Origin of the sequence: Streptomyces aurantiacus (assembly GCF_027107535.1) — a bacterium.
GTDB lineage: Bacteria > Actinomycetota > Actinomycetes > Streptomycetales > Streptomycetaceae > Streptomyces.
In genome coordinates, this window is sequence record NZ_CP114283.1 from 4,823,290 (window position 1) to 4,847,476 (window position 24,187).

A 24,187-nucleotide genomic window follows, 5' to 3' on the forward strand; every position below is an offset into this window, starting at 1 on the left:
CGCTTGCCGGCGCCATCCCTGGCATCTGGTCGCTTCGAGCCGCGAGTGAGCGGCTCGCTTCAGGTCACGCAAGCGGTCCAGGTCCGTCGCGCCGAACACGCCCATCGGGGCCGTCCCGCCCAGCAGGCGGTGGTGTCCCGCCAGGTGGTGTAGCGGATCAAGGCGCCGGAATCCGCAGGTCATCGCCGCATCGGCGCGGCTCGGGACCGCGGATGGCGCTGACGGCAGGTCAGCCGCTTAGCGGGCCGGCAGCCGTGTCCCATGGGGTGGCCGACGCGCGGCTTACCGGAACGCGCCGAGCAAGGTCGCTTACACCATGAAGCGGGACACGACCCGGCAGTCGCCATTGCCGACTCCCGGCGACCTGCCGGTTCCGGATTGATGACCTCGATCTGCTGGGCCCGGATGAAGCCGATGCCGTGCTCTACCCGCTCGATCGACACCGATTCCGTGCGGAGCCAAGTTCACGGCCGGTTCTCCGGTGGCGTCAGTAGCGGGAATTGCCGGGCCGATTCGGCCCGTGGCCGACGGTCCGCGGGAAGCGGGGACTGGAAGCGAACGGCGGCCGCCACGCAAGCGCCCGCCCCGGCTCAGGAGGGTGTGCGCGTTGGCGCAAGCTCGGCTGTTACGGCGTCGGCTACGACATCCCTCACCTGCTCCTCCGTGGGCGTGGGCCGGCCGAGTTCGGCAGCGAGTTGAGCCAACGAGGTCATCCGGACACCGGGCAGGGCGCAGGCCGTGAACGTGGTGTAGACGTCGAGATCCGGGTCGACGTTGAGCGCGAATCCGTGGCTGGTGACGCCGCCGCTGATGCGCATGCCGATGGAGGCGATTTTGCGGTGGTCGGGGGTCCACACGCCGACCAGGCTCTCGGCGCCTCGGGGTGTGTCCCGGCGTATCGCGTCGAATCCGAGTGATCCCAGCGCACGGATCAGGGCGTGTTCGATCCGTCGTATCAAGCCGCGCGGTCCCAGCTCGCGTACGTTCAGCACGAGATACCCGATCAGCTGCCCTGGCCCGTGATAGGTGGCGTGACCTCCCCGGTCGACTTCGACCAGGCTGATCGGTGAAGCCGGTTCCGGCAGTTGGTCGGCCGGTGTCCGCGCCGTGCAGGTGATCACGGGTGGGTGGGTGAGCAGAAACAGCCGATCCCCAGTACGCCCCTGCTTCCGCTCGGCCACCCAACCGGCCATGTCGGCCTGCGCGACCTCATACGGCACCTCACCCAGATCGACCCGCTCCATCTCCCCTGGCTGCATTACCACTCCTGTGCCGTTTGAGGCGACGTCGCCTCGCGCCGCGCCTGCGAAAACCCGCCCCCGACGAAGAGACCACGGCCGCGGCACTCACCGCCGCACCAGCAGACCACCGTGCGCGCGACACAGCCCCGCGGCCAGGTCTCGTCCCCCATGACCACGACCAGCCACAGCCGCTGGGACCGGCTTCAGCGTGGCGTTCCGTACCCGTAGATCCCCAGGATGGCGAGTTTTTTTCCGCCTGTCTGTCCGCCTGGTCGATGTCGGCGTCGTCCAGGCCGAGTTGGAGCTTGAGGTCGAGCTTCCCGACCGTGTCGTAGAGCCACTCCGGAACGGTGTCCGGGGTGAGGTGCAGGCGGACGGCGGGTGGTGCGGGAAGGTTTTCGATGCTCGAGAGGGTGCCGTCAGGCTTTCGACGTACATGGTGATGTCGTCGCCCCGGAGCGTGGAGGTGGAACCGGGCGCTCCACGTGAAGGCACTTCGGCCTCTCGGGAGGGTTCAGCCCGTGGCGACGGGGACCCGCTCGTCGGCGGAGTCGTCGGCCGGCATGTCGGTCTCCTTGATGCCGAACCGGTCGTAGAAGCGGGCGAGCGGGCCCGGAGCCCACCAGGCCGCTCTGCCCAGCAGTCTCATGACGGCCGTTCCCAGCAGGATGCGCACCACCAGCACGTCCGCCAGGACCGCGAACACCATGCCGACGCCGAAGAGCTTGATGGTCAGCACATCGCTCATCCCGATCGCCGCGAGCGGCACGCACATCAGCAGCGCCGCACTCACGACCAGGCGGCCGATGGACTGCAGCCCGGTCGCCACGGCCTCCGTGCTGTCGCTCTGCTTGTCGTACTGCTCCCGCATCCGGGACACCAGGAACACTTCGTAGTCCATGGAGAGTCCGAAGATCAGCGCGAACAGCATGATCGGCATGTTGGGCTCGATGTTGCCCGTCGGGTCGAAGCCGAGCAGGTGGTGCAGATGGCCGTCCTGGAAGATCCAGACCAGGACGCCGAAGGTCGCGGTCAGCGACAGCATGTTCATCGCGATGGCCTTCAGCGGCAGCAGCACCGAGCCGAACGCGAGGAACAGCAGGAGGTACGTCATCACCGCGATGTAGAGCAGCATCCACGGCAGGGTCTCGCCCAGTGCGTCCAGGGTGTCGTCGTACACCGCCGACTCGCCGCCGAAGTACGCCCGGGCGCCCGGCGGTTCGGGGACCTCCTTGAGCCGGTTCACCAGGTCGCGCGCCTGGGTCGAGATGGGATTGCCGTCGTAGGTGACCGACACCCGGGCCGTGGTGCCCTCGACTCCGGTGATCCGGGCGCTCGTGGCGCCCTCGGTGGCGCCGAGCCGCTCGGCGTACGCCTTCAGCGCCGCGCCCTGGTCCTTCGAGGTCCCGTCGGACTTCAGCACGAGCAGCGAGTCGATGGACTTCACCGCGTCGCCGTCGAAGTCGTGCTCCATGGCGTTGAAGACCTGGCGGCCCTCGGAGCTGCTCGGCAGCTGCTGCGCGTTGATGGAACCGAACTCGATCTTGGAGAACGGCAGGGCGAGCGTCAGCAGCAAGCCCACCGCGCCCACCACCACGACCCACCGCCGCCGCATCAGGCCCTGCCCGAACCGGTACCAGGCACCCTCGCCCGCCGCCGTCGGCCGCCCTGCCTTCTTCAGGCGCAGCGGGAAGGCATTGACCTTCGGTCCCATCACGGCGAGCAGCGCGGGCAGCGCGACCAGTGAGAAGAGCACCGCCAGCACGACCGCTGCCACACCGCCGTACGACATCGACTTCAGGAAAGTCGACGGGAAGAGGGCCAGGCCGGCCAGCGCCGCCGCGACCGTGGTGCCGGAAACCATCACGGTGCGTCCGGCCGTGGCGAGGGTGCGCCCGATCGCCGCTTCGCCGGTGTAGCCGGCCGCCAGTTCCTCACGGTAGCGGCTGACGATCAGCAGGCCGTAGTCGATGGCGACCGCGAGACCCAGGATGGTGACCAGACTCATGGAGAACACGGACACGTCGGTGATGTTGGCGATGGTCCGCAAAACGGCCATTGACCCGAGGATGGAGAGCCCGCCGACGAGCAGCGGGAGGAAGGCCGCGGTCAGACCGCCGAACACGACCAGCAGGAGCAGGAAGAGCACGGGGGCCGAGATGATTTCCGCGGTTCTCAGGTCGTGTTCGATCTTCTCACTGGCCTGGTGGCCTGTGGGCACCGTGCCGCCCTGCAGAGTCTGGAGGCCGGGTGCCGCAATCTTGTCCTTGACCGCCTCGTACGCGTCCTCCTTGGCCTTTTCGCTGCTGCCGTGGAGGTTCAGGGCGACGTAGGTGGCGTGCCGGTCGTGGCTGACCTGCGCCGGCATCCTGGTCGTCCAGAAGTCCAGGTAGCCGGTCACCTCCGACTTCGGCAGGGACTCCAACTGTTTGACGACCGCCTGCTGGAACGACGGGTCGTCGACGGTGCGGTCCTTGTCGCGGTAGACGATCACCGCGTCGGGTGTCCGCTGAGGGAACGCCTTCTCGGCGATGTGGGCCGCGCGCACGCTGTCCGAGCCGGGGTCCTGGAAGCCGAGCGGTGTCAGGGAGCCGAAGACTCCAGCGCCGTAGGCCCCGGACAGGACGGCGAACAGCACAGTCAGTATCAGCACCGGCTTTCGCCTGCGGTGGAGCAGACGCCCAAACCCCTCAAACATGACTTCTCCTAGATCGTCAACCAGCGCCGCGCAGGACTGTCCGAAGGTCGGCGCCGAACGAACCGTAACAGTGTTTTTATTGCTCGACGCAACACTGTTGCACAGCTCTCACTTGAAGGAGGGTCGACCCTTGCTGCCCTGACCTGGTGATATGTGTGAGTAGACCGTTTCGAAAACGGCAGGTCCCGGTGCGGCGCGGAGCGGGCGGCAACAAGCCCAAGCGCTACCGAGAAGCATTCGTAACGGCGTTGCAATATGATGGCGCCATGGCCAGGCTCAAGACACATGACGAAGCACTCCGGCTCCGGCTCCTGCACCGCGCGGCCGCCACAGTCTTCGACCGCGGCACTGCCGCGCTGAGCCTGCGACAGCTCGCTGCGGACGTGAAGACCTCGACCACGGCGGTCTACTCGCTGTTCGGCAACAAGGCAGGTCTGCTCAGCAGCCTGTACGAGGAGGCGGCGAGGCTCTTCGCCGCACGCCTGGCAGCCATCCGTCCCACGGACGACCCGGCAGGCGACGTGATCCGACTTGGGCTCGTCTATCGCGAATACGCCATCGCCAACCCGCATCTCTACGCGATCCTCTTCTCCGACCGCAGCGTCCAGTGCCCGTCCGAGTCGGAGAGGCCGCGTGAGGCCATCGAGACCTACCGGCCCCTCGTCGACGCCGTGCGGCGCGGACAGCAGGCAGGGCAGTTCAGTTCGGAGTCCGTCCCGGAGGTCATCGCGCTGTCGGTCTGGGGAACGGCCCATGGCCTGGTGTCCCTGGTGCTGTCAGGGAACGAGCCGCCCGGGCTCGCGGTCGCCGACTGCTATGAGCGGGCCCTGGGGGTACTGGTAGCGGGGTGGCGAGTGAGCGAGGGGAAGGTTCAGGGGTTCGCGGACGTGCCGTGAGTCCGGATCCGGGACCGCTCCGAGCCTGAACGTACGGTTCAGCTCGAACCATGCCTCCGACTCGGGTGCCAGCGCGTTGAGGGCGTCAAGTCGTACGGGGACAATGTTCTGCCCGATACGCGCCGGTTCTTCAGGTGGGCGAAGCCGGGCTCGACCGGCGCCCGTACTGCGGCAAGGGCCTTGTTGGACAGCTTCTCCCGCGCGTCAGCGGCCGGTTCCGGGCGGCCTTTTAGCCGGTGATCACCGCCGGATCGGCGTCGGGACCGCTGTCGTCGAGCCCGATGAATCCCAGGTCGGCGATGGCTCCGAGGCCGCCCGCAGCCTGACGGTGAGCCGGTCATGACGGCAGGCCGTGATCTCCGAGGTACGTCCGGGGCGGGCTGCCGAGCCCACAGCAGTCGACCCTTGCCGTCGGTGAGCGCGATCAGCTCCCGCGACGCAACACTGCCGTCACTGGTTCGCGGCCGCTCAGTCCGATCGCCTTGCGTCGCTTCCGGGTGGATGATGCGTACGGAATCCGTCCGGCAATCGGCAGGTGCCCCGCACCTGTGTTCATTGCGCAACGTTTCCCGTCAGCCTGCCTGATCGAAAACACGGCCGCCGAGTGCGAGTGCGCCGGACCGCTGAGCAGGGGGCGCGGGCTGCAATTCCGGTGCAGAAGCTCCTGAACGAATCCAGGCCTGCGCGATCAGGGCTGATCGCTGATGGCTCGGTAGGCCGCGATGAACAGGGTGTAGCACAGGTCGATCAGTTCTTCGACGGTGGCGTTCTGGTGGCCGAGTGTCCAGTCCACCAGGAGTTCGTTGACTCCGCCGACCAGGCTCATCGTGGTCATGGAGAGCCGGTTGGAGGAGGCTTGCGGGCCAGGAGGCGGTGTGACGACGGCGGCGATCAGTGCGGCGAATTCGTGCAGGACCTCACGGCGACGCACTTCGAGGCGGGGGCTGGCGCCCACGACCTCGATGAGCACCAGGCGGGCCTTGCGGGCGTCGCCGGCGAGTGTGCGGATGAACACCTCGAGGCCGGCGCGCAGTTGGGCGTCGACGTCGGGTGCGGCAGCGGCTGCGGCCTGCGCGGTTTCGGCTGTGATCGTAGCGATCAGCTCGTTGTAGACCCCGGCGAGTAGGTCTTCGCGGTCGCGGAACGACTCGTAGAAGTAGCGCTCGGTCAGTCCGGCATGCGCGCACACCTGCTTGACGGATACCGAGGCGTAGCCGGCCGTGCCGAACAGGTCGAGGCCCGCCTGGATGAGGCGGGTGCGGCGCTCCTGCTGTCGTTGCGCCGCGTCGCGTCCGCCGTAGCGCCGCCCGGCGGTCTGTGTGCCGGTCATTTCTCCCCTTCGCAGAGGTGTTGACACCGGTGTGCTCCGAACTGACACTCTAGCTTGTCAGTTCATCTGACATGGCATCGTGTCAGACACGCGTGAGGTCCGCTTGCCGCTCGGCGTTCCGCTCATGCTCAGAGCAAGAAAGGGGCTCGACCGTGGCAGCACCGCCCAAATACCCGTACGCGTCCAGCCGAAGAGACCGCGACAGGCTCCCCCGCACACGACCGCTGACCGGCCGAGTGATCGCGGTCACCGGGGCGGGCCGCGGAATCGGACGTGCCGTCGCAGCCCGGCTCGCCGCGGCCGGAGCCGCCGTGGCGATCGGCGACCTCGACGCGAAGCTCGCCGTCGAGACGGCTGATGCCATCGGCGCGCGTCCCGGTAGCCGACTGCTCGGACTGTCTCTCGATGTCACCGACACACCTTCCTTCGAGGACTTCCTGCGCACCGTCGAGACCCGGCTGGGGCCGATCGACGTACTGATCAACAACGCCGGAATCATGTGGGTGGGCCCCTTCGAGGAGGAACCCGAGGCAACTGCCCTGCGCCAGTTCGACGTCAACGTCCACGGCGTACTGCGTGGGATGAAACTCGTAATCCCGCGGATGCGGAAACGCGGTCACGGCCACGTGGTGAACATCGCCTCCGCCGCCAGCAAGGTCGCCCCGCCCGGCGAGGCGACCTACGCGGCCACGAAGCACGCCCTCCACGGCTACAGCACAGCCGTCCGCGCCGAACTGCGCGGCACCGGCGTACACGTGTCCCTGGTGATGCCCGGCGTCGTGGACACCGAGCTGGCCGTGGGCACCGCCACCGGACCCACCCGGCGCCTGACGACAGATCAGGTGGCTGACGCGGTGCTCGACGTCGTGCTGCGCCCTCGGTTCGAGGTCTTCGTTCCCCGCCAGGTGGCCGCCCTGACCCGGCTGGCCGCGGTGCTGCCGGGCCGTGCCCGCGACGCCCTGCATCACCTCCTTGTCCCCAACCAGCTCGCCGCCCTGTCCGACCGGTCGGTCCGCGCGGCCTACGAACAGCGCACCCGGACCGCCCGCCATCCCGAAAGTTGAGCCCGTGACCACCACGCCCAAGCCGGCGCCCAGCGCGGAGAAGGCGCAGGACGCCTCCGCTCCGCGTCCCATCCCCGAATTCGAAGGTGTCCACGACGTATGGCCCCGCGGCGACCGGCTGCGCGCCGTGCGCAGCGCCGCGGCCGCCTACCGTGAGCGGTTCGTCCAGCAGGGCCGCATCCACGCCGTCCGCAGTTTCGACATCGCCGCCGCCCCGTACCCGACCCGGTTCGGTTTCCACGGTGCCGCGCTCGCCGTCAACCCGTTCGTGAGCATCGTCAACCGGATGCTCGTCGTGCAGTTCGACGGCTTCGACGGTGAGCCGAAAACACTGGTGTGGGAGCCGACCGTCGCCGCCGGAACGGCTCAAGCGCCGTTCTATGCCCAGCTCAAGCGGCTGGCGGGGGATTTTCTCACCGAGCACGTCTTCGCCCGCTTCTACCAGGACCCGAACACCGTCCTGCCCTCCTGCGGTCTGCGACCCGAAGACGTGGACTTCGTCAGCTTCGACCACCTGCACGTCCAGGACGTGCGCATGATCATGGGAAGTACCAGCACCATTCCCGGCGAACGGGCGCCCCGCGAAGCGCTGTTCCCGCGCGCCCGGCTGCTGGTGCACCGCAGGGAGCTGGGGACCTTCGAATCGATGCATCCGATGCAGTGGGCCTGGTACGTCGACGGAGGCATGGACGGGGTACCGGACGAGCGCGTCACCGCCTTCGACGGCGATGTCGAACTCGGCGTCGGCGTCAGCCTGCTGTGGACCCCCGGCCATACGGACGGCAACCACTCGCTGGTGCTGAACACCCCCGACGGGGTGTGGGTCTCCTCCGAGAACGGCATCTCGGCCGACAACTGGCAGCCCGAGCTCTCCCGCATCCCCGGGGTGCGCCGCCACGCCGCGTTCTACGGCCATGAGGTGGTGCCCAACGCCAATACCCTGGAGGACTCCCTCGACCAGTACGACTCCATGGTCAAGGAGAAGACCCTCGCCGACCCGAGTCGGCGCGATCCGCGCTGGCTGCAGATCCTGCCCTCCTCGGAGCTGGCGCGCTTCAAACGGCACTGGCCGGTGCTGCCCAGCTTCTTCCACGGCGGCCTGAACTACGGCGAGTTGACCCCTGCCGGCGGTGGCCGGTGACCGGCCCGGCCGCCCGCCGGATCGCCGTGGACGGCGCGGACGGTGTGGAGTTGGCCGCCTATCAATGGGGAGCGTCCACGGCTCCTGCGGTGGTGCTGGTCCACGGCTATCCGGACACCAGCGCCGTGTGGCGCCCGGTCGCCGAGCGCCTGGCCGCCCGCTTCCACGTGACCGCCTTCGACGTGCGGGGAGCCGGTGCCTCCCACCGGCCCAGGGGTCTGCGCGCCTATCGTCTGTCCCGCCTGGAAGCCGACCTGGAGGCGGTTCTCGACGCCATGAGCCCCGACCGCCCGGTGCACCTGGTCGGACACGACTGGGGATCGATCCACTCCTGGGAGTCGGTCACCGGCACCCGCCTGGCCGGGCGGATCGCCTCGTTCACCTCCATCTCCGGACCCTGCCTGGACCACGTCGGCCACCTCATCCGGGCTCGCCTTCGGCCGCGCCATCCGGATCTGCCGAAGCTGCTGCGGCAGGCCGCACGGTCCTGGTACATCGCCTACTTCCAGTTCCCTCTCCTGCCCGCCCTGACCTGGAGAGCACTGGGACACCGCTGGCGCGCCTTCCTCACCGGATCCCAAGGCATGCCCGGGCACACCCCCTACCCCGCGCCGACGCTGGCCCGCGACGCCGTGACGGGCATCGCGCTGTACCGCGCCAACATGCTGCCCCGCCTGCTGCGTCCCCGGGACCGGCCGACCACCGTCCCGGTTCAACTCATCATCCCCACCCGCGACTTCTGCGTCACCCCGGTGCTTTCGTACGGAGTGGAGCACTGGACGCGCCTGATACAACGGCGCCCGATCGACGCCGGGCACTGGGTACAGCTCAGCCACCCCGAGGAGGTCGCGTCCCGGATCGCGGAATTCGCCCACCGCGTCGAAGACGGCTCCCGCCGCAGTCCGGACCACACCGTGCACCCGATCTGACAGCCCAACAGGCCAACAGGCGGCAGTACTGGACGACTGCCTGACCGCCCTTCCGCACACACCGACCGCTGACGGAGGAGGAACCTGTCATGTTCCGAGCCGCACATGCCCACCCGGAGGGTCCGTCCGAGCCCATCGACCACCACGACCTGGTGCTGCAGCCCCGGGACGTCACCTTCGACTGGGGCACCACCCCGCTGCACTGGCTGCCGGGTGAGCCCTTCGCGACCCACACCTTCGATGTGCTCCACCTCATGCTCCCCGAACTCGAACGCTGGTTCGTGCGCACCTTCGAGCAGGCACTGCCACTGATCACCGATGACCGGCTGCGCGAGGACGTACGCGGCTTCATCGGCCAGGAAGCGATGCACGCCGAGGCGCACCAGGAGGTCCTGGAGCACCTGCTAGCCAAGGGGCTGGACCCGGCTCCGTACACCCTGCAGTCCGAATGGATCTTCCGAAGGGTGCTCGGAGACCGGCCGGAGCTGACGCCGGCCGCCACACACGCGCACCTCCTCCAACGGCTCGCCCTCATCGCGGCGTTCGAGCACTTCACCGCGTACATGGGTCACTGGATCCTCAGTAACGGGCACTTGGACCAGGCCGGCGCGGACCCCGCGATGCTCGATCTGTTCCGCTGGCACGGCGCGGAGGAGGTCGAACACCGCTCGGTCGCGTTCGACCTGCTGGTGCACCTCGATCCCCGGTACCGGCGCCGAATGGCCGGCATGCTCGTCACCGCGCCGGTGCTGACCCGGCTGTGGGTCCGCGGAGTCCGCTTCCTGATGAGCGCCGACCCCGAACTCGACGACCGGGTCAAGGTCCGCTTCCGCGACTATCTGGCCGCCGCCCGCAAGGACCTGCTGCCGCCACCGGTCTCGTTCACCCGCTCGGTGCTGCGCTACTTCCGCCCCGGCTACCACCCGACCCAGGAGGGCTCGACCCAGCAGGCGGTCGCCTACCTGGCGGCGTCCCCCGCCGCCCGAGCGGCTGCCCGATGACCCGGCAACCAGTGAGGCCTCCCATGGACATCAGCACACCTCTCACCCGGCCGCCGGACCTGTACGGCAGACCGCGCAGCGACTCCTTCATGCAGAAGCTGGCGGCTTTCAGCGACAACGCGGTCACGCGCCTCGCGCGGCGCGGCACTCCTCCCAGGCGCCCGCAGGCCACCGGGATGCCCGTGATCCGGGAACTGGTGGTCGCCGCCAGGCACCAAGAGACCGAGGATGTCGTCTCCCTGCGGCTGGCAGCACCCGACGGGGGAACACTCCCGCCCTGGCAGCCCGGCGCCCACATCGAACTGCGCCTGCCCTCCGGCCGCAAGCGGCAGTACTCCCTGTGCGGCGACCCCGCCGACCGGCACCGGTACCGCATCGCGGTGCGCCGCATCGCCGATGGCGCAGGCGGTTCGGCCGAGGTGCACGACACCCTCGGAGATGGTGAGCGGGTCGCCGTCACCGCGCCCCGGAACGCCTTCCCCTTCGCCGCCGAACCCTTCGTCCTGCTCATCGCGGGCGGCATCGGAATCACCCCGATCCTGCCGATGGCCCGGGAAGCCGCCCGACGCGGACTGGGCTGGAGGCTCGTACACACCGGACGCAGCCGCGGCTCGATGCCCTTCGCGGCAGAGCTGGCCGAACTCGCGGCCGCAGCACCTGGCCAGGTCTCCATCCGTCCTGACGACGAGTCCGGCGTGCCCGAAGCAGCCGATCTGTTGAGCTTGGGCCCGGCGGAGGGCGCGGTGTACTGCTGCGGGCCCGCGCCCATGATCGACGGCGTTCGGCGCGCCTTCGGTGGCAGCCGCGCGTCAGCCCTGCACTTCGAGCGTTTCGCCCCGGCCCCGATCACGGACGGCCGTCCCTTCGAACTTCAGCTGGGCGACACCGGACGGGTTCTGTCAGTGCCGTACGACCGCTCCGCCCTGGATGTTCTCCAAGAGGCCCTGCCGGACCTGCCGTTCTCCTGCCGCCAGGGGTTCTGCGGCACGTGCCGGGTACGGGTGGCCCATGGCCGTGTCGATCACCGTGACCGCCGGCTCACCGCCACCGAACGTGCGGCCGGCGCCATGCTGCCCTGCGTCTCGCGCGCACTGGAAGGTGAGCGGTTGGTGCTGGAGCTGTGAGCGAGAGCCGCGCGCTCGTCGGCCACGCCCTCCGTAGCCGCTCCAAAATCATCAGAGGGACGACGAAAGCGGCGAACCACCCCTGTGCGCCACACCCGTCGGCCGACGTCGCCCTCAACTACTGCCGTCAGGCGCCCAGACGTGAACACCTAACGACACTGCGCAAATACAAACTAGAGGACGTCTGAAAAGCCTGCCAGCGGGCTGGTCTTGCGAGGCGCCGCGCGAGGAGCATGGCCATGGTGAGGTAGATGGCGTTCTCTGAACACACGCTCAGGTACTCAAAGTCCTTCGACAGGCGCGGCACCGTCCCAGCCAGGCGATGGTCCGCTCTACCACCCAACGTCGCGAGACCACTGCGAAGAGGGGCACGGCCGGAGGCGGTGTCCCTACCTTCGCCCAGGCCGAGCGGAATCCTCCGTCGCGGCGCTGCACGACCTGCACGGTGATGCCGGTGGCTTCCCGGGCCCAGGCATGGAAGTCGGCACCGAGGGTACCCCGGGTCCGCCCACACGCGCCGAAGTCGCGGAAAAGCATCGGCAGCCTGGGAGAACAGCACCGCGGCGCCACCACGATCGCCGACGCTCGCCGGGCTCACACAAGCGGCCAGGACGGTGCCGCATGTATCGACGAGCAGGTGGCGCTTGATGCCGCTGATACCTTCTTGCCGCCGTCGTACCCGTGCAGACCACCGCGTTCACTGGCCCTCACGCTCTGACTGTCCACTCGGCCGCGCTGGGAGTGGGATCACGGCCGAGCTGCACCCGGTCGCGTTCGCGCAGAGCCGTCAACATCCGCTCCCCCACACCTTCTTGCTGCCATCACCGCCAGTAGTGATAGACGGTCTGCCACGGCGGCAGGTCATGCGGCAACAATCTCCAGGCACAGCCGCCCGCAGCCGTACGCCAACGCGTTCAGGATCTCCCGCCGCGCGTGTATCGCCGACCGACCACCGGGCTTGACCGCCGCAACCAGCGGACAGAGGATCTCCCACTCCGGATCGGACAGATCAGTCGAGTACCGGGAACGCAGCCCGCACACCCCAGGCCCCGAAAGTGCGCCACCGCCCCGCTACCAGGGAACGTGCCCGCTGACCGGCCTTTCAGACGCCCTCTAGCCACTTCCGATGAAGAGATCTCCCACCAACAACTCGACGATCTACCCAACATGCCGACCACTCGCTACATCCGCGACATCTCGTCGTCGCCGCGGTGCTGCCGCCGCGGGACGACCGATTGGAGGCCCTGCCCCGCTGGGCGGACGCTCTTCTGGCCCAGGCACCGCTCCCCCAGCGCAAGTTCCTCATCCCCTGCACCCATTGATATCTGCTCCACCGCATCCGCCGGGCCCACCAGCACCGTCCGCTACGCGCCGGCACGCAGCACCAGATGCGATCGCGGCACAAGTCACTGCCTCCTCACGCCTTCGGGTGTTTCATACCCGGTGCCGAACTGCGTACGAACGGCTCCGACGGGCGGCCCTTCCGACTCCTGACCGGAGGATCGTCTGCGTGGGCGCAGCGGTGTGTAGCTGCTCGGCGTCGATTGCGGTCTCCATTAGAAGTGGTCGGGGAGCCATGGCTCTTTGTCGGTGGTGCTGCGGATGCCGCGTCGGTGACCCGAAGCGGATGAAAACGTCGGGCCCGGGCAGGAGAAACAGATGGCTGACCTTTCAGAGTTGCTGCAGCAGGCGATGCGCCGTCGTCACCTGAACGCGCAGGCCCTCGCCGCGCGGACCGGTATCCGCACCCCCCGCATTCGTGTCTTCGCCCAGGACGGTGCCCGCGGCCCCGTCCATCCCACGCAGGAGGAGCTGGCCGAACTCGCCGCCGCCCTGGCCCTCCCCCTTCCTGAGGTCCTTGATGCCGCCCGTACTCCCCAGGCGGCGCCGACACCTTGAACCTGCCCCGGCATGCGGGCGTGTCAGGCGGCGGCGCGGGCCTTGGTCCAGGGATCAAGTGGATCGTGGCTTCTTCGTCTGATGGTCACGGTGGTGAGGGCTCGCTCGCCGAGGGAGCGGCTGAACCGGATACTCATTGACGGGCCGCTGGGGATGCGGCGCACCGTCGGAATGTGAGTGCGTGTCTGTCAGCGCGTCGGTATCGTCCGCCAGCAGGGTGGCCAGCAGCGCGGAGTTCGTGTCGTGGCCCATGGCGTCGGTGATCGACAGGTGCAGGCGTTCTGGTCGAGGGAGCAGTCGTAGGTGTCGCCAGCGAACATTGCGCTCGCTGCGCCGCTGTCGGGGCACTGGCTCATGCTGCTGCGAGGAGTCGCCCAGGCGGAGGCTCAGGACCGAGCATCCGTCCGGGCGGCAGCTCTACGGATAGGTCTCTACAGTGCGGTGGCCCGCACCGGTTCCACGGTCTTGACCTTCACCGGTTCGATGTCGGGTGCGCTGTGCCGCTGGGCCCAGTTCTCCAGGGCCGTGCGGCAGGCGTGGTCGAGGTGGTGCAGGCCGGACAGGTCCACTTCGATCGGCCGGTCCTGCGGAAGGGCCTCCAGGCTGTCGAGTATCTTCGGCAGTCGCAGGAACGTCGCATTTCCTGACAGGTACACCTGGATCGGCCCGGCGCCCTTGTCTATGACCTCCGTCTTCAGATGTGATGCCTCCCAAGCGGTCTTGATCACCGCCAGGGCCAGACCGATGAGTACGCCCTCGAACATGCTCACGGCGACGATCGAAACGGCCGTGACCAGCAGAATCAACGCTTCACCTTTGTGGCCCCGCCACAGCCCGGCGAGCTGGCGGAACGGGATCAGTTTCCAGCCCACGTTCATCAGAATGCCGGCGAGGGCGGGCAGAGGGATCAGCGCCAGCGCGGAGGGCAGCGCGGCTGCGAACAGCAGCAGCCACAGGCCGTGCAGTACACGCGACGCCTTGGTCTTCGCGCCCGCGTCGACGTTGGCGGAGCTGCGCACGATCACCGCGGTCATCGGCAGCGCACCCAGCAGACCGCACACGGTGTTGCCCGCACCCTGGGCAATCATCTCCTTGTCGTATTGGGTGCGCGGACCGTCGTGCAGCCGGTCCACCGCGGCTGCGCTGAACAGCGACTCGGCGGAGGCGATCAGCGCGAACGCGATGATCGTGCCCCAGATGGCCGGACCAGCGAGCTCACCGAAGGCGTCGCTGCCAGGCGGCTGGACGGCGCCGAGCAGGCCCTCCACCTCGACGGTGGCGACTGGCAGGCTGAAGGCGAGCGAAGCGAGGGTGGCCAGCAGTACCGCAGCGAGGGCGCCGGGCATGGCCTGTGCCTTCTTCGGCAACTTCTTCCACAGCATGATGATGGCGATGGCGCCTGCGCCGATCGCGAGCGAGGCGAGCGCCTTGGAGTTGCCGAGCGCGTCGGTGAACGCCCCTGGCAGACCGGTGATCTTGCCGATGCCGGTCTCCGGGGCCTGCAGACCCGCCGCCACGTAGATCTGCCCGGCGATGATCACCAGCCCGATTCCGCAGAGCATGCCCTCGACGACGGAGACGGATATCGCCCGGAACCAGCGGCCCACCTTGAGGAAGCCCATGGCGAGCTGGAGCAGTCCGGCCATCAGCACGATCACGCCGAGGGCGGCGACTCCGAACTCCCTGACCGCCTCGAAGACCAGGACCGTCAGGCCCGCGGCCGGCCCCGATACCTGCAGACGGCTGCCGGGCAGAAAGCCGGTGACCAGGCCGCCCACGATGCCGGTGATCAGGCCCAGCTCTGCGGGGACACCGGAGGCGACCGCAACGCCAACGCACAGGGGGATGGCGACCAGGAAGACGACGATGGAGGCAGCAAAGTCCTGCCTGAAGTAAGGGAACTTCGACGCCATGGCCACAAGCCCTCTCACAGCGTCTGGAACGTGTCGGTCTCCACGCGGTATTCGCGCACAGCCCCGGTGTGCACCTCGTAGTACCAGCCGTGCAACCGAAGTTGGTCCGCCTGTAGCCGCCTGTCGATGCAGGGATAGGAGCGCAGCCGCAGCAGCTGCGTCAGGACGTGGTTCTGCACGGCCTCGGAGACCGTCGGATCGCTGGGGTCGGAGCACTTGGGCTCGTCGGCGGCGTGCGCGAGCCAGTCGCGCACGGCCGGAACGGCGTTGAGGTCCTCGCCGCGCACGACGGCGCCCACGGCGCCGCAGTGGGAGTGGCCGCAGACCACGACGTCGCGGACGCCGAGCACCTCGACGGCGTACTCGATGGTTGCCGCCTCGCTGGTGGGATGGTCGGATGCGTACGGGGGGACGATGTTGCCCGCGGTGCGCAATTCGAAGAGCTGGCCGGGGCGGGCGCCGGTGATCAAGGCCGGTACGACCCGGGAGTCGGCGCAGGTGATGAACAGGACCTCGGGCGACTGGCCTTCGGCGAGGCCGGCGAACTCCTCAGGGCGCTGTCCGAACGTACGGGCGTTGTCGATGAGGGGCTGCATGGTGTGGTGATTCCTCCTGGCGCGTCGTGGGGGGCGCGTCTGGCTTACAGGACAGGTGGGGACTGCTCTGCTGCTCAGCAGCGGCACATCTCAAGTACCGCCGGGCAGTGGGTCGTCGAGGCTCTCGATGCGCGACGGTGCACGGTACCGGGTGTGCCCTGCCCCTGTTCACCCGCCGCCGAAGCGCCATGCCGCAGGTGTGGACGTCCGGGTGCGTCGAGTGCCGAGTCGGCGGCAGTGCGGTGCCGGCCGCGGGTGTACAGGGCACTGGTCGGGCCGCCGTGGTGGGCCGCGTCCCGGAAGATGGCGATCTTGTCACGCAGCGCCTTCCCTGAGGGCTCACATCCGGGCTGACCCTTGGCCAAGACGTGACGGGCTGTATGTGCGACTGCGAACGATGCCGTGAGCGCGAAAACTTTGAGTCCGAGCAGGACGGCGGCGAGGGCCGACATCACGGCCAGAACCGGCATACCTCGAAACATGAGCCTCCTTCCAGGCAGTTCGCGGCCTCTAGAACACGCCAACGCTTGGTCAATGATCAGCCAAGAAACACAATAACCCTGCAAAATCATTTGCAGGGTTAACTGAACGTTTCGACCCGAAAGAGAGCCCGAAAGAGCGTCATGGGTGGCGAGAACCAGCCCTCGCTGTGCTGCAGTTCGCCACCCGGGGACCAACACCGCGTCCGCAAGATACGCGAGCTCGAGGACCGCGAAGCCTCCCGGGGCGAGATCGGCAGACCGCACGAAATCCACCAAACCCTCCCCTCATGACGCGCCCATGAGGAGCGGCGGGAAATGCCGCTGCCCACCGCGGAAGCGATCGAGATCGCCGACTGCCAGGTCGCGGCCAAAGCTGCTGCGGATACCCCCGGCACACAGCGCCAGGGTCGCCATCGCCCACTACGCGTGGAACGGCCGCGAGCACCTTTGCCTGCACCGCTTCCGCGACGACGCGATCGTGAAGAGCCTGTCGGTGGACAACCTCTTCGTCTTCGCGGTGATCATCGCGTACTTCAAGGTGCCCCGCACCTACCAGCACCGCATGCTGATCTTCGGCGTCATCGGCGCGCTTGTCTTCCGCGGTAGCTTCCTCTCCCTCGGCGTGGGCCTGGTCATCCGATTCACCGCGGTGCTGTTCGCCTTCGCGGCAGTCCTCTTCCACAGCACCTACAAACTCCTCAAGGACGAGCAGGAGAGCTTCGACCCGGGCAAGAGCTTCGCCGTACGGATGCTCCGTAAGATCACCCCCGCGTCACCGCAGGCCAGGCGGGCGACGCCCCGGCCTTCGAGACGGCCCGAGCTTCCCCATGCCGGGGCAGTGCGGCTACGGCCTTCTCGGGGCGCCCCGCGACAGCCTCAGCTCCCCGAGGTGAAGTAGGCGCGCACGATACGACCGATCCGGCCGCCAGCTCCGCGACCACCAGCCATCACCGTCACGACGACGACGGCGCCGATGCCGCTGGCCGCCGCCTCCCCTCCTGTCGCCTTACGGCAACAGGTACCTCATTTGGTACCTGACGGGGTACCTTGGGTCTATGCCTGCACTCAATGTGGAATTCAGCGAAGAAGAGATGGCGCGGCTGCGTGATCGGGCGGCTCTGACGGGTCGGAGTCTGAAGCAGCACGTACATGATGTGACGGTGGAGGAGGCTGACCGACTCGCCTTCGTAGAAGGTGCCGTTGCGGAAGCGACCCGGGTACTGCCTGGCATTGAGGCTCGCTTCCCTGTGGGACAGCGGTGAGCTCGATCATCCGCGTCGATGTCGGCTGGGTCCTGCAGATCCAGTCGGCGATCTCCCCGCTGAACGTGCCCATCGCGGACTGGGGCGCGCTGGGGTTCATGGCCGACCGACACGCCTTCGAGCGCGAGCGCGGCGTCCTCTACTACGAGGAGCCCGCTTCCCGGGCCGCGACCTTCCTGCACACCGCACTGCTGCTGCGCCCCTTCACCGACTACAACCTCGTCATCGGATGGGCCTGCGCCAGCCAGTACATGCATCTCTCCCGCCAGCCTCTCCAGGCCAAGGACGACGAACTGTACGAACTCGCCCAGGCCGTCCGCGCACAGGAAGTCGACCTGCGCGCTGTCGCACAGCGTCTGGAGTCCTGGCGCAGCGGGTGACTCTGGTTCACCTGCGATGGCCGGCTACCGGGTCAAGTACGTGCTGGCGACGAAGCTGGTGAACGGCTCGTCGAGGCCGCCGACGAGAAGCAGCTGACCAAGACGATCGCCCGCTACGGGTGCGTTGATCTTTTGTGCATCGACGAGCTCGGCTACATGGAGCGTTTTCAGCGTTGTCTCTCCAGGGTGAGGACAGCTTTGGCGATGACGGTCATGCGGTTCGGGCTGATGGGGGTGAGCTCGCCGCCCGGCGGCCGTTTGTGTCCAGTGGTGACCCAGGGGCCGGCGCCCTGGTAGGCGCGGTCGGCGAGGATCGGGACGCCCTGACGCTCGCAGATTCGGATGATGCGGTGGGCGCGGGCCGCAGTCAGGTCGTGGGTGCGGCCCGGCAGCGCGGGAGAGATCCACAGCACCTCGCCCGCGGGGTCGGTGACGACCTGGACGTTCACGCCGTGCCGGCGGTGCTTGGCCGAGTAGTCGGCTCGGCTGTCGCCGACGCGGTCACATTCGGCGAGGGTTCCGTCCAGCAGGACGAAGTCCGGATCACGCTCGCGCAAAGTCTTGAGCAGGCCCGGCGCACGGTCGGCGAGCAGACCGGTGACAGCGGTGACATGCGCATGGACGGTGCCGACGGATATCCCGAAGCCAGCCGCGATCCGGGCGAGGGCGTCGTGACGGCGCAGGTACACCAGAGCGACCAGGGCACGCCGGTGCGGCGGGAGTTTGCACCGCCGGTCACCCTCACGGATGACGATGAGCATCGTGACCCACTCGACCAGGGCATGCGGGAGGTCGAGTGCGGCAGGATAGGGAACCAACAGGACTCCTGTGCCAGTGGGTTGAGACGTCGAACACCTCCCTCAACGGCACGGGAGCCTTGTGCGTTGCGGTCTTCACCTCGACCCGGCCGCCATCACCCGATCAGTGGTCCCGTTGAAAACGCTCATGGAACCCGACCGCCGCGGCGGTCGGGTTCCTCTTCCAGGTCCTGACCGAACGCGAGGAGAAGAACAGCGTCGCCATCGCCTCCAACGAGTCCTTCGGCGGCTGGACCAAGACCTTCACCGAACCCGCCTTTGCGCGGCCATCGTCGACTGCCTCACCTTCAACGGCACCATCATCGAAACCGGCACCGACTCATACCGCCTCGCCAGCACCCGAGCCCGCGCCGAGCAGGCAGTCAAGGCCGGCTGATCCCTGCCACTACTCGACGGCCTGCCGCATGGGGCCGGCCGTCCTCGCGGACCCCAGTCGCTCCGCCCGGCAGGCTCACTCAATCCACCGCCCGTGAAGCGGCCGCTTCGATACCTGATGCCCGCAGCTTCCGGGCCAGGAGCTCCATCTCGGGCATAGTCCCTGCGTACTGCCCGGCCAGGATCTGCTCCAGTACGGCCCGGGCGCCGTCCAAGCCGATGCCGAGTTCCGCCCGCAGCACCCGCATGATGGCGGCGTTCCTCGTCGGCGGGGCTACCTGCAACCTTGCCCGCCCGTGCTCGGAGAGCAGTCGGCCCCGCAGTTCCTCCGGCAGATCAGCACCACAAACAGCCAGGGCAAACCCGCAGGCCGGACACGTCGACTCAACATCCCACCGCAGTTCCTCGCCCACCAGCGCCTGGACACCGCACCACTCGGCTTCGGCGCCGCATCCCTGGCACGCAGCGGAGTACCTGATGGAGTCGACCAAGATCGACGGTACTGCGCCCACCGCTACTTCTGGAGCAGACTGTCTCCAGGACTCGGTCTTGGAGGTGGTCGTGGGACGTCGACCGAGTGCGGACCCTGACACTGCCCACCGTCAGCCCAACACGCCGAAACTGCCCGTCAGTTGCACCAATGAGCCGTCATGAAATGCCGAGGCTAAACGATCACTCGACGCTTCGACCCATTACTGGGAAAGGCTCATTGGGGCGTGGGCATCTCGTCCTCCGTCCACATCAACGTTCGGGGAAAGTCCGGATGGGCGTCCGTGGCCTCCCACTCTTCATCACCCGGCAGTATGGCGATCCAAGGGCTCGGCGAGGCGAGTAGGTTCCCGACGAAATCGAGAACCGATGACAAAGTTTCCCCGGGAAGTTCTGCGTCGGATGAGTAGGGGCTCTCGATGTCCCGCCAGCCCAGCTTTCCCGTTCTGGTGTCAACAAGGATCATGCTCACGCTCAGAGCGGCTATGGGCACGATGAAGGGTTTATCGGTTTCGCTCAGGTTGCAGTCGTCCGTCGTGGCGAAACGTAGCCATGATGCGCGCTTCTTAAGAACGTCTTCGGTGCTGAGCAGCGTGAAGCCGGGAGGGATGATCGTGGTGGTGCCGGAGCCGTCGTGGCGGAGCAGGGAACGTTCCACGTCCTCCGGTAGGCGTACCCCGAGCTGATCATGAAGCTGTTGGATGTCCGAGGGAGTGCACGGCCCTGGCAAATGAGGCTCGTCCGGTGCATGCCGGACTATCCACTGTTCGATCTTCTCCCAGGACTCTTCAACCGACATGTTCCACTCCTTCGTTGCCGCAGACGGGGCGCTCGCCGGTCACTGGTGTGCCTCCAGGTCTTGGTCAGGGCCGGGATGGAAGGGCCGGGTGTAGCGCAGCCTGGTCTCCGCACTGATGTTGAACAGCGCGCAAAGGTGCAGCGGGTCGGCGCCGGTGGCCGCTGCCTCTTCGAGTCGGTCTTCGCGTAGTTGCTGTGCGGTGGCGGGCAGGTCCCGCAGCACGAGTTGTATCCAGCCGTTGGTGATCGAGGCGTGGGTGTGCGCGGTCTGCGCGCTGATGAACAGGTGAGGGTTGCGGGAATGCGGCCAGCGTGTGCGCCGCAGGTGGAGATAGTCGGAGGCGGCCCGGCGGGTGAAGTCGTCGAGGGGGTGGTCAACGTCGTCCGTCACGAGCCGGCTGCCGGTGAAGTCGAGGGCTGCCAGGCGCAGCGCTCTGGCGTGGTGTGGGTAGAGCGCGTGGATTCCGACGAGCGCGATCAACAGCTTCAGCGCAGGGTCGGTGTCTGCGGCCGCGACTATGGTTTCGATCGCCGCTGGGCTCATCGGCTTGGGAACCGAGCTGGGTCTGGTGCCTAAGCTCAGACCGCGGGCGGGGTTGGTGAACAGAAGCCTCTGGGCCTTGAGGGTCTTGAACATGCCGCGAAGCGCGACGGCTTCGTTGTGAGGCGAGGCACACCGGGCGAGCCAGTCGATGAGGTCGGCGCGGGTGACCTGGCGGAGAGTGCGGTAGTGCTCCGAGCAGGCGCGGAGGAACGGGATCACAAAGGTGACCTGGCTGCGGACGGTGAGCGGGGACGGCGACGTGGGCCGCCATGTCGCAGGATGTTGATCCACACCAGGGCCTCTTCACGGATCTCCGGGCCTATGCTGCTGAGCCGCCGCTGGGCGCAGCAGGCACCCGGCCAGCGAACAGGTGGGGAGCCGTTTCGAGGAGCGAGCCAGCCGAGGATCCCGCGGTCGCCCCCCCACCCCCGGGGCCGGGCCTGAGCATCACACTCCATGGTGCGCCCGGCGAGGGGCGGCGGAACAGGGGGCTCGGCGCACCTATGTCGGGTCTTCAGCAGTCAGCTGGCGTTTGGTGAACCGGTGCCACCAGTGGCGGCGTCGGGGATGCACTGCGAGACCCATCCGGCGGCCGATCAGCAGGTAACCCATGAGGGCACCCGTGGTGTTGAGCAGTACATCGTCGACGTCGAAGGCGCGCCCGGTAATGAGGGCGCCTTGGACGAGTTCGACGAGGATCATCACGAGGGCGGTGGCCGCCGCTACGCGGACCAGTCCTCGCGTTCGGGGTACCAGTACCGGCAACAGCACACCGAACGGTATCCCCATCACGATATTGCCGCCGAGCTGCTTGACAGTGTCAGGGGCCATGGGCTGCGCGAGGTAGGCACGGATGGAGTCACCAGGGCGCAGGTTATTGTGCGTCAGCGGCACGGATGCTGCCGAGGGTTCCAGAGTCAGCCGGGCCAGAACCACCGCAAATACGACCGTCCCCGCGAAGGCCAGCATCATGGCCAGCACCCGACCGAACGTAGACAGGGGAGGTTTTCCGGGAACCCACTCCCCAGTATCCTTAGCGGTCTTGTCACGCAGGACTATCCGCGCCATTACGAGCTCCCAGCCAGGGGGTAGTTTGCTTGGACGTGCCGATACCCGATCTGTGGAGCGACGCGCTGGGCGGCGGTTCACGAAAGGACCGTAGGTGTCCGTACAGTCGGCTCGCCCAGGAGATGGTGGGCGAGCATGGGACGCAACAGCGCGTCGTCGGGTACCTCAGCGATCGTGGCGGACATTGACCACGGATCAGTTTTGATTGTGTCATGGCCGGGTTCGCTGGCGCGATGCCCGGCTTGTTTTAGTCCTTGCTGTTGGCGACGGCATCCGACGGTCCCGGTACGCGTCGTGGAAGCGCAGATCACTGTGGCCTATGACGACTGCTCGTTCACCAACTCCTACCGGCTGGTCACGACGCTGACCGATGCTCGCCGTTACCCCGCCCTGGCCCTCGTTGTCCTTTGCCACCAGCGGTGGGAGCACGAGTCGGCGTATTTTGCTCTGCGTCGCACGATCACAGACGGCCGGGTCCTGCGTTCAGGCGACCCGATGGGGGTCGAGCAGGAGATGTGGGCCCTACTCGCCCTCTACCAGGCACTTCGGACCGTGATGGCGGAGGCCGCCGAGTCCCGGCCGGGCACCGACCCGGACCGCTGCGGCTTCACCATAGCCATACAGACCGCCCGCGACCTCGTGGTCCAGGCCGCCGACGTCATCAAGCCCGGCGCCCTGGGCAACCGCACCACCGGCGTCATCGGCAACCGGGTCCTCGCCGGGCTCCTCCCGCACCGGCGCCCCCGCATCATGGCTGCATAGCTCTCAACGGACTCTGGTCCACTTCTTGTGGTCACGTACGCAGCGTGGCTGTCGGCCCTCGTGTGGCGGCGGTTGAAGTCGCCCGAAAAACGCCTGGCCGGAATGCGGTGTGGTCGACAGTGCTGCGCCATGAACGAAGTACGGCCGCAACTGGATGAGTTGCTGTTCTCCTCGGTGGAGGGCGTGCTCGTAGAGTCGGTCGAGGTGACCGACACGAGTGTCCGGGGCGAGGCCCGCACGACCGTCAGGCGGGCGGCCTGCCCGGGATGCGGGTGCTGGTCGGGCCGAATACGGCACACACCGGCCGCCGACCGGCGCCGACAGCGCGTCCTGGACGTCCTTCATGCAGAACCCGACCGCCAGTGGCACACCCTCGACCTCGCCCGCCGCCTCGGCGACATCACCCTCGGCACGATGCACCGACAGCTCGACAGCTCGACAGATGCGCCGTAAACGGACTTATCTCCAAGACCGGCCCCGCCGCCTACAGCAGCCCGAGAACTCGCTCAACCTCCTTGCCACCAGCGGCGCAAGTTCTTATCAGCGGTGGATCTTGGCTAGTTCGGCGTTGAACTGGGCCCCGACGAGCAGGGCGAGGTTGGACAGCCAGACCCACACCAGGAAGACGACGATCCCGGCGAGGGAGCCGTACAGCCGATTGTAGGAGCCGACCTGCGAAGCATAGAGAGCGAAGCCGGCGGAGGCGGCGAGCCACAGAACTATGGCCAGAGCGTCGCCCAGAAGTCGTTGCCGCACGCCGCGCGTCTGGGCCGGTCCCGAGCGGAACAACACCAGCACCAGGACGGCGACCAGGCCCAGCAGCAGTGGCCACTTCAGTACGTTCCACGCGGTACCGGCCATGCTGTCCATGCCCACCAGCTGGCCGAGGACGGGGGCCACTTCGGCGGTCAGGATGAGCACCAGGGCACTGGTGACCAGGAGCGCCAGCAATACCAGAGCGGTGATCACCAGTCGCGGTGCGGTCCTCCATGCGGGCCGGAGGTCCTCGACGCCGTGCATGGCGTGCAGGGCTCGGCGGAAAACTCCCAGGTAGCTGGAGGAAGACCACAGAGCGCCGATCGTGCCGAAGACCGCCAGAACCCAGGCAGCTGTACGCTGGTCGGCCATGCTCCTGAGCGTGCTGTGCATTACCGGCCGGGACTCGGCCGGTACCACAGCGATCACATTGCTGATGAGGTTCTCAGTGGCCGAGGCGCCGGCGATCCCGATCAGCGAAACCGTGACCAGAAGGGTGGGGAAAAGCGCGAGCACCGCGTAATAAGTGAGCGCGGCGGCGCAGTCTGTCAGATTGTCGTTCCACACCGATGCCGGTGTCCGCCGCAGCGCGGTGCCGATGTCATGCCGACCGGGCAGGCC

The 24,187-nt window shown here is 67.7% G+C and carries 22 protein-coding genes and 3 pseudogenes; 13 read left to right on the forward strand and 12 right to left on the reverse strand.

What is annotated here, in order from left to right; all coding sequences use genetic code 11:
• Nucleotides 1–590: 590 nt before the first annotated feature.
• Both lipB and O1Q96_RS23280 read right to left on the reverse strand, forming a co-directional pair.
• A complete protein-coding gene (lipB, locus tag O1Q96_RS23275) occupies nucleotides 591–1,259 on the reverse strand; it encodes a lipoyl(octanoyl) transferase LipB (protein WP_269250040.1) in 669 nt (222 codons plus the stop codon).
• 496 nt (nucleotides 1,260–1,755) lie between these two features.
• Entirely contained in the window at nucleotides 1,756–3,894 is a 2,139-nt protein-coding gene (locus O1Q96_RS23280) for an MMPL family transporter (RefSeq protein WP_269250041.1), read from the reverse strand.
• Nucleotides 3,895–4,205: 311 nt separating this feature from the next.
• Here O1Q96_RS23280 and O1Q96_RS23285 point away from each other — a divergent pair, with 311 nt between their 5' ends.
• The gene (locus O1Q96_RS23285) at nucleotides 4,206–4,835 is read left to right on the forward strand and encodes a TetR/AcrR family transcriptional regulator (RefSeq protein ID WP_269250042.1); all 630 of its coding nucleotides are present in this window, start codon (nucleotides 4,206–4,208) and stop codon (nucleotides 4,833–4,835) included.
• A 688-nt stretch (nucleotides 4,836–5,523) separates the two neighbouring features.
• Here the strand turns inward: O1Q96_RS23285 and O1Q96_RS23290 are convergent.
• Nucleotides 5,524–6,165 carry a TetR/AcrR family transcriptional regulator gene (locus O1Q96_RS23290; RefSeq protein WP_269250043.1) on the reverse strand — a complete coding sequence of 214 codons (642 nt, stop codon included), beginning with the start codon at nucleotides 6,163–6,165 and terminating at the stop codon, nucleotides 5,524–5,526.
• Nucleotides 6,166–6,317: 152 nt separating this feature from the next.
• On the opposite strand from O1Q96_RS23290, the gene O1Q96_RS23295 reads away from it, so the two are divergent.
• The 5 genes from O1Q96_RS23295 (at nucleotide 6,318) to O1Q96_RS23315 (ending at nucleotide 11,424) form a co-directional block, all read left to right on the forward strand.
• Nucleotides 6,318–7,229 carry an SDR family oxidoreductase gene (locus O1Q96_RS23295; RefSeq protein ID WP_269250044.1) on the forward strand — a complete coding sequence of 304 codons (912 nt, stop codon included), beginning with the start codon at nucleotides 6,318–6,320 and terminating at the stop codon, nucleotides 7,227–7,229.
• 4 nt (nucleotides 7,230–7,233) lie between these two features.
• Entirely contained in the window at nucleotides 7,234–8,370 is a 1,137-nt protein-coding gene (locus O1Q96_RS23300) for an MBL fold metallo-hydrolase (protein ID WP_269250045.1), read from the forward strand.
• A complete protein-coding gene (locus O1Q96_RS23305; RefSeq protein ID WP_269250046.1) occupies nucleotides 8,367–9,299 on the forward strand; it encodes an alpha/beta fold hydrolase in 933 nt (310 codons plus the stop codon). Before O1Q96_RS23300 ends, O1Q96_RS23305 begins: the two co-directional genes overlap by 4 nt.
• An 89-nt stretch (nucleotides 9,300–9,388) precedes the next feature.
• Nucleotides 9,389–10,300, forward strand: a complete 912-nt coding sequence (locus O1Q96_RS23310) for a metal-dependent hydrolase (protein ID WP_269250047.1) — start codon at nucleotides 9,389–9,391, stop codon at nucleotides 10,298–10,300.
• A 23-nt stretch (nucleotides 10,301–10,323) separates the two neighbouring features.
• Nucleotides 10,324–11,424 (forward strand): PDR/VanB family oxidoreductase, encoded by a 1,101-nt coding sequence (locus O1Q96_RS23315; protein WP_269250048.1) that lies wholly within the window; start codon nucleotides 10,324–10,326, stop codon nucleotides 11,422–11,424.
• A gap of 127 nt (nucleotides 11,425–11,551) precedes the next feature.
• Here O1Q96_RS23315 and O1Q96_RS44550 read toward each other — a convergent pair whose 3' ends face one another.
• Nucleotides 11,552–12,082 (reverse strand): hypothetical protein, encoded by a 531-nt coding sequence (locus tag O1Q96_RS44550; RefSeq protein ID WP_419587062.1) that lies wholly within the window; start codon nucleotides 12,080–12,082, stop codon nucleotides 11,552–11,554.
• Between the two features lie 1,001 nt (nucleotides 12,083–13,083).
• On the opposite strand from O1Q96_RS44550, the gene O1Q96_RS23325 reads away from it, so the two are divergent.
• Nucleotides 13,084–13,323: an XRE family transcriptional regulator gene (locus O1Q96_RS23325; protein ID WP_269250049.1), complete on the forward strand. Its 240-nt coding sequence runs from the start codon at nucleotides 13,084–13,086 to the stop codon at nucleotides 13,321–13,323.
• 431 nt (nucleotides 13,324–13,754) lie between these two features.
• On the opposite strand, the gene O1Q96_RS23330 is transcribed toward O1Q96_RS23325, so the two are convergent.
• A complete protein-coding gene (locus O1Q96_RS23330) occupies nucleotides 13,755–15,236 on the reverse strand; it encodes a SulP family inorganic anion transporter (RefSeq protein WP_269250050.1) in 1,482 nt (493 codons plus the stop codon).
• Nucleotides 15,237–15,250: 14 nt separating this feature from the next.
• Complete coding sequence (locus O1Q96_RS23335; RefSeq protein WP_269250051.1) at nucleotides 15,251–15,832, reverse strand: carbonic anhydrase; 582 nt, start codon at nucleotides 15,830–15,832, stop codon at nucleotides 15,251–15,253.
• Nucleotides 15,833–16,795: 963 nt separating this feature from the next.
• Between O1Q96_RS23335 and O1Q96_RS23340 the strand changes: the two are divergent.
• The 3 genes and pseudogenes from O1Q96_RS23340 to O1Q96_RS23350 form a co-directional block, all read left to right on the forward strand.
• Nucleotides 16,796–17,083, forward strand: a pseudogene (locus tag O1Q96_RS23340) (TerC family protein); the annotation flags it as partial.
• Between the two features lie 489 nt (nucleotides 17,084–17,572).
• The gene (locus O1Q96_RS23345) at nucleotides 17,573–17,956 is read left to right on the forward strand and encodes a hypothetical protein (protein ID WP_269250052.1); all 384 of its coding nucleotides are present in this window, start codon (nucleotides 17,573–17,575) and stop codon (nucleotides 17,954–17,956) included.
• A gap of 13 nt (nucleotides 17,957–17,969) precedes the next feature.
• Nucleotides 17,970–18,130: pseudogene (locus O1Q96_RS23350) on the forward strand (ATP-binding protein); the annotation flags it as partial.
• Here the strand turns inward: O1Q96_RS23350 and O1Q96_RS23355 are convergent.
• Nucleotides 18,124–18,774 carry a transposase gene (locus O1Q96_RS23355; protein WP_269250053.1) on the reverse strand — a complete coding sequence of 217 codons (651 nt, stop codon included), beginning with the start codon at nucleotides 18,772–18,774 and terminating at the stop codon, nucleotides 18,124–18,126. The pseudogene O1Q96_RS23350 and the gene O1Q96_RS23355 overlap by 7 nt on opposite strands.
• A 127-nt stretch (nucleotides 18,775–18,901) precedes the next feature.
• Here O1Q96_RS23355 and O1Q96_RS23360 point away from each other — a divergent pair.
• Nucleotides 18,902–19,150: pseudogene (locus tag O1Q96_RS23360) on the forward strand (ATP-binding protein); the annotation flags it as partial.
• A 79-nt stretch (nucleotides 19,151–19,229) separates the two neighbouring features.
• Here the strand turns inward: O1Q96_RS23360 and O1Q96_RS23365 are convergent.
• The 4 genes from O1Q96_RS23365 to O1Q96_RS23380 all read right to left on the reverse strand — a co-directional run bounded on the left by O1Q96_RS23365 (nucleotide 19,230) and on the right by O1Q96_RS23380 (nucleotide 22,048).
• Nucleotides 19,230–19,397 (reverse strand): hypothetical protein, encoded by a 168-nt coding sequence (locus tag O1Q96_RS23365; protein ID WP_269250054.1) that lies wholly within the window; start codon nucleotides 19,395–19,397, stop codon nucleotides 19,230–19,232.
• Nucleotides 19,398–19,855: 458 nt separating this feature from the next.
• The gene (locus O1Q96_RS23370) at nucleotides 19,856–20,437 is read right to left on the reverse strand and encodes an SMI1/KNR4 family protein (protein ID WP_269250055.1); all 582 of its coding nucleotides are present in this window, start codon (nucleotides 20,435–20,437) and stop codon (nucleotides 19,856–19,858) included.
• A 39-nt stretch (nucleotides 20,438–20,476) separates the two neighbouring features.
• Complete coding sequence (locus tag O1Q96_RS23375; protein WP_269250056.1) at nucleotides 20,477–21,271, reverse strand: site-specific integrase; 795 nt, start codon at nucleotides 21,269–21,271, stop codon at nucleotides 20,477–20,479.
• A 210-nt stretch (nucleotides 21,272–21,481) separates the two neighbouring features.
• A complete protein-coding gene (locus O1Q96_RS23380; RefSeq protein ID WP_269250057.1) occupies nucleotides 21,482–22,048 on the reverse strand; it encodes a VanZ family protein in 567 nt (188 codons plus the stop codon).
• A 294-nt stretch (nucleotides 22,049–22,342) separates the two neighbouring features.
• Between O1Q96_RS23380 and O1Q96_RS23385 the strand changes: the two genes are divergently transcribed.
• Both O1Q96_RS23385 and O1Q96_RS23390 read left to right on the forward strand, forming a co-directional pair.
• Complete coding sequence (locus tag O1Q96_RS23385; RefSeq protein ID WP_269250058.1) at nucleotides 22,343–22,810, forward strand: hypothetical protein; 468 nt, start codon at nucleotides 22,343–22,345, stop codon at nucleotides 22,808–22,810.
• 129 nt (nucleotides 22,811–22,939) lie between these two features.
• A complete protein-coding gene (locus tag O1Q96_RS23390; protein ID WP_269250059.1) occupies nucleotides 22,940–23,263 on the forward strand; it encodes a hypothetical protein in 324 nt (107 codons plus the stop codon).
• Nucleotides 23,264–23,350: 87 nt separating this feature from the next.
• Here the strand turns inward: O1Q96_RS23390 and O1Q96_RS23395 are convergent, their stop codons facing one another.
• Entirely contained in the window at nucleotides 23,351–24,133 is a 783-nt protein-coding gene (locus O1Q96_RS23395; protein WP_269250060.1) for a YihY/virulence factor BrkB family protein, read from the reverse strand.
• Between the last annotated feature and the right edge of the window lie 54 nt (nucleotides 24,134–24,187).

Coding starts and splice junctions, on each gene's coding strand:
- O1Q96_RS23335 (WP_269250051.1), bottom strand. CDS start 15,832: ATGCAGCCCCTCATCGACAACGCCCGTACGTTCGGACAGCGCCCTGAG.
- O1Q96_RS23325 (WP_269250049.1), top strand. CDS start 13,084: ATGGCTGACCTTTCAGAGTTGCTGCAGCAGGCGATGCGCCGTCGTCAC.
- O1Q96_RS23290 (WP_269250043.1), bottom strand. CDS start 6,165: ATGACCGGCACACAGACCGCCGGGCGGCGCTACGGCGGACGCGACGCG.
- O1Q96_RS23315 (WP_269250048.1), top strand. CDS start 10,324: ATGGACATCAGCACACCTCTCACCCGGCCGCCGGACCTGTACGGCAGA.
- lipB (WP_269250040.1), bottom strand. CDS start 1,259: ATGCAGCCAGGGGAGATGGAGCGGGTCGATCTGGGTGAGGTGCCGTAT.
- O1Q96_RS23370 (WP_269250055.1), bottom strand. CDS start 20,437: ATGTCGGTTGAAGAGTCCTGGGAGAAGATCGAACAGTGGATAGTCCGG.
- O1Q96_RS23390 (WP_269250059.1), top strand. CDS start 22,940: ATGAACGAAGTACGGCCGCAACTGGATGAGTTGCTGTTCTCCTCGGTG.
- O1Q96_RS23285 (WP_269250042.1), top strand. CDS start 4,206: ATGGCCAGGCTCAAGACACATGACGAAGCACTCCGGCTCCGGCTCCTG.
- O1Q96_RS23365 (WP_269250054.1), bottom strand. CDS start 19,397: ATGCGGGTGCTGCGGGCGGAACTCGGCATCGGCTTGGACGGCGCCCGG.
- O1Q96_RS23310 (WP_269250047.1), top strand. CDS start 9,389: ATGTTCCGAGCCGCACATGCCCACCCGGAGGGTCCGTCCGAGCCCATC.
- O1Q96_RS23380 (WP_269250057.1), bottom strand. CDS start 22,048: ATGGCGCGGATAGTCCTGCGTGACAAGACCGCTAAGGATACTGGGGAG.
- O1Q96_RS23330 (WP_269250050.1), bottom strand. CDS start 15,236: ATGGCGTCGAAGTTCCCTTACTTCAGGCAGGACTTTGCTGCCTCCATC.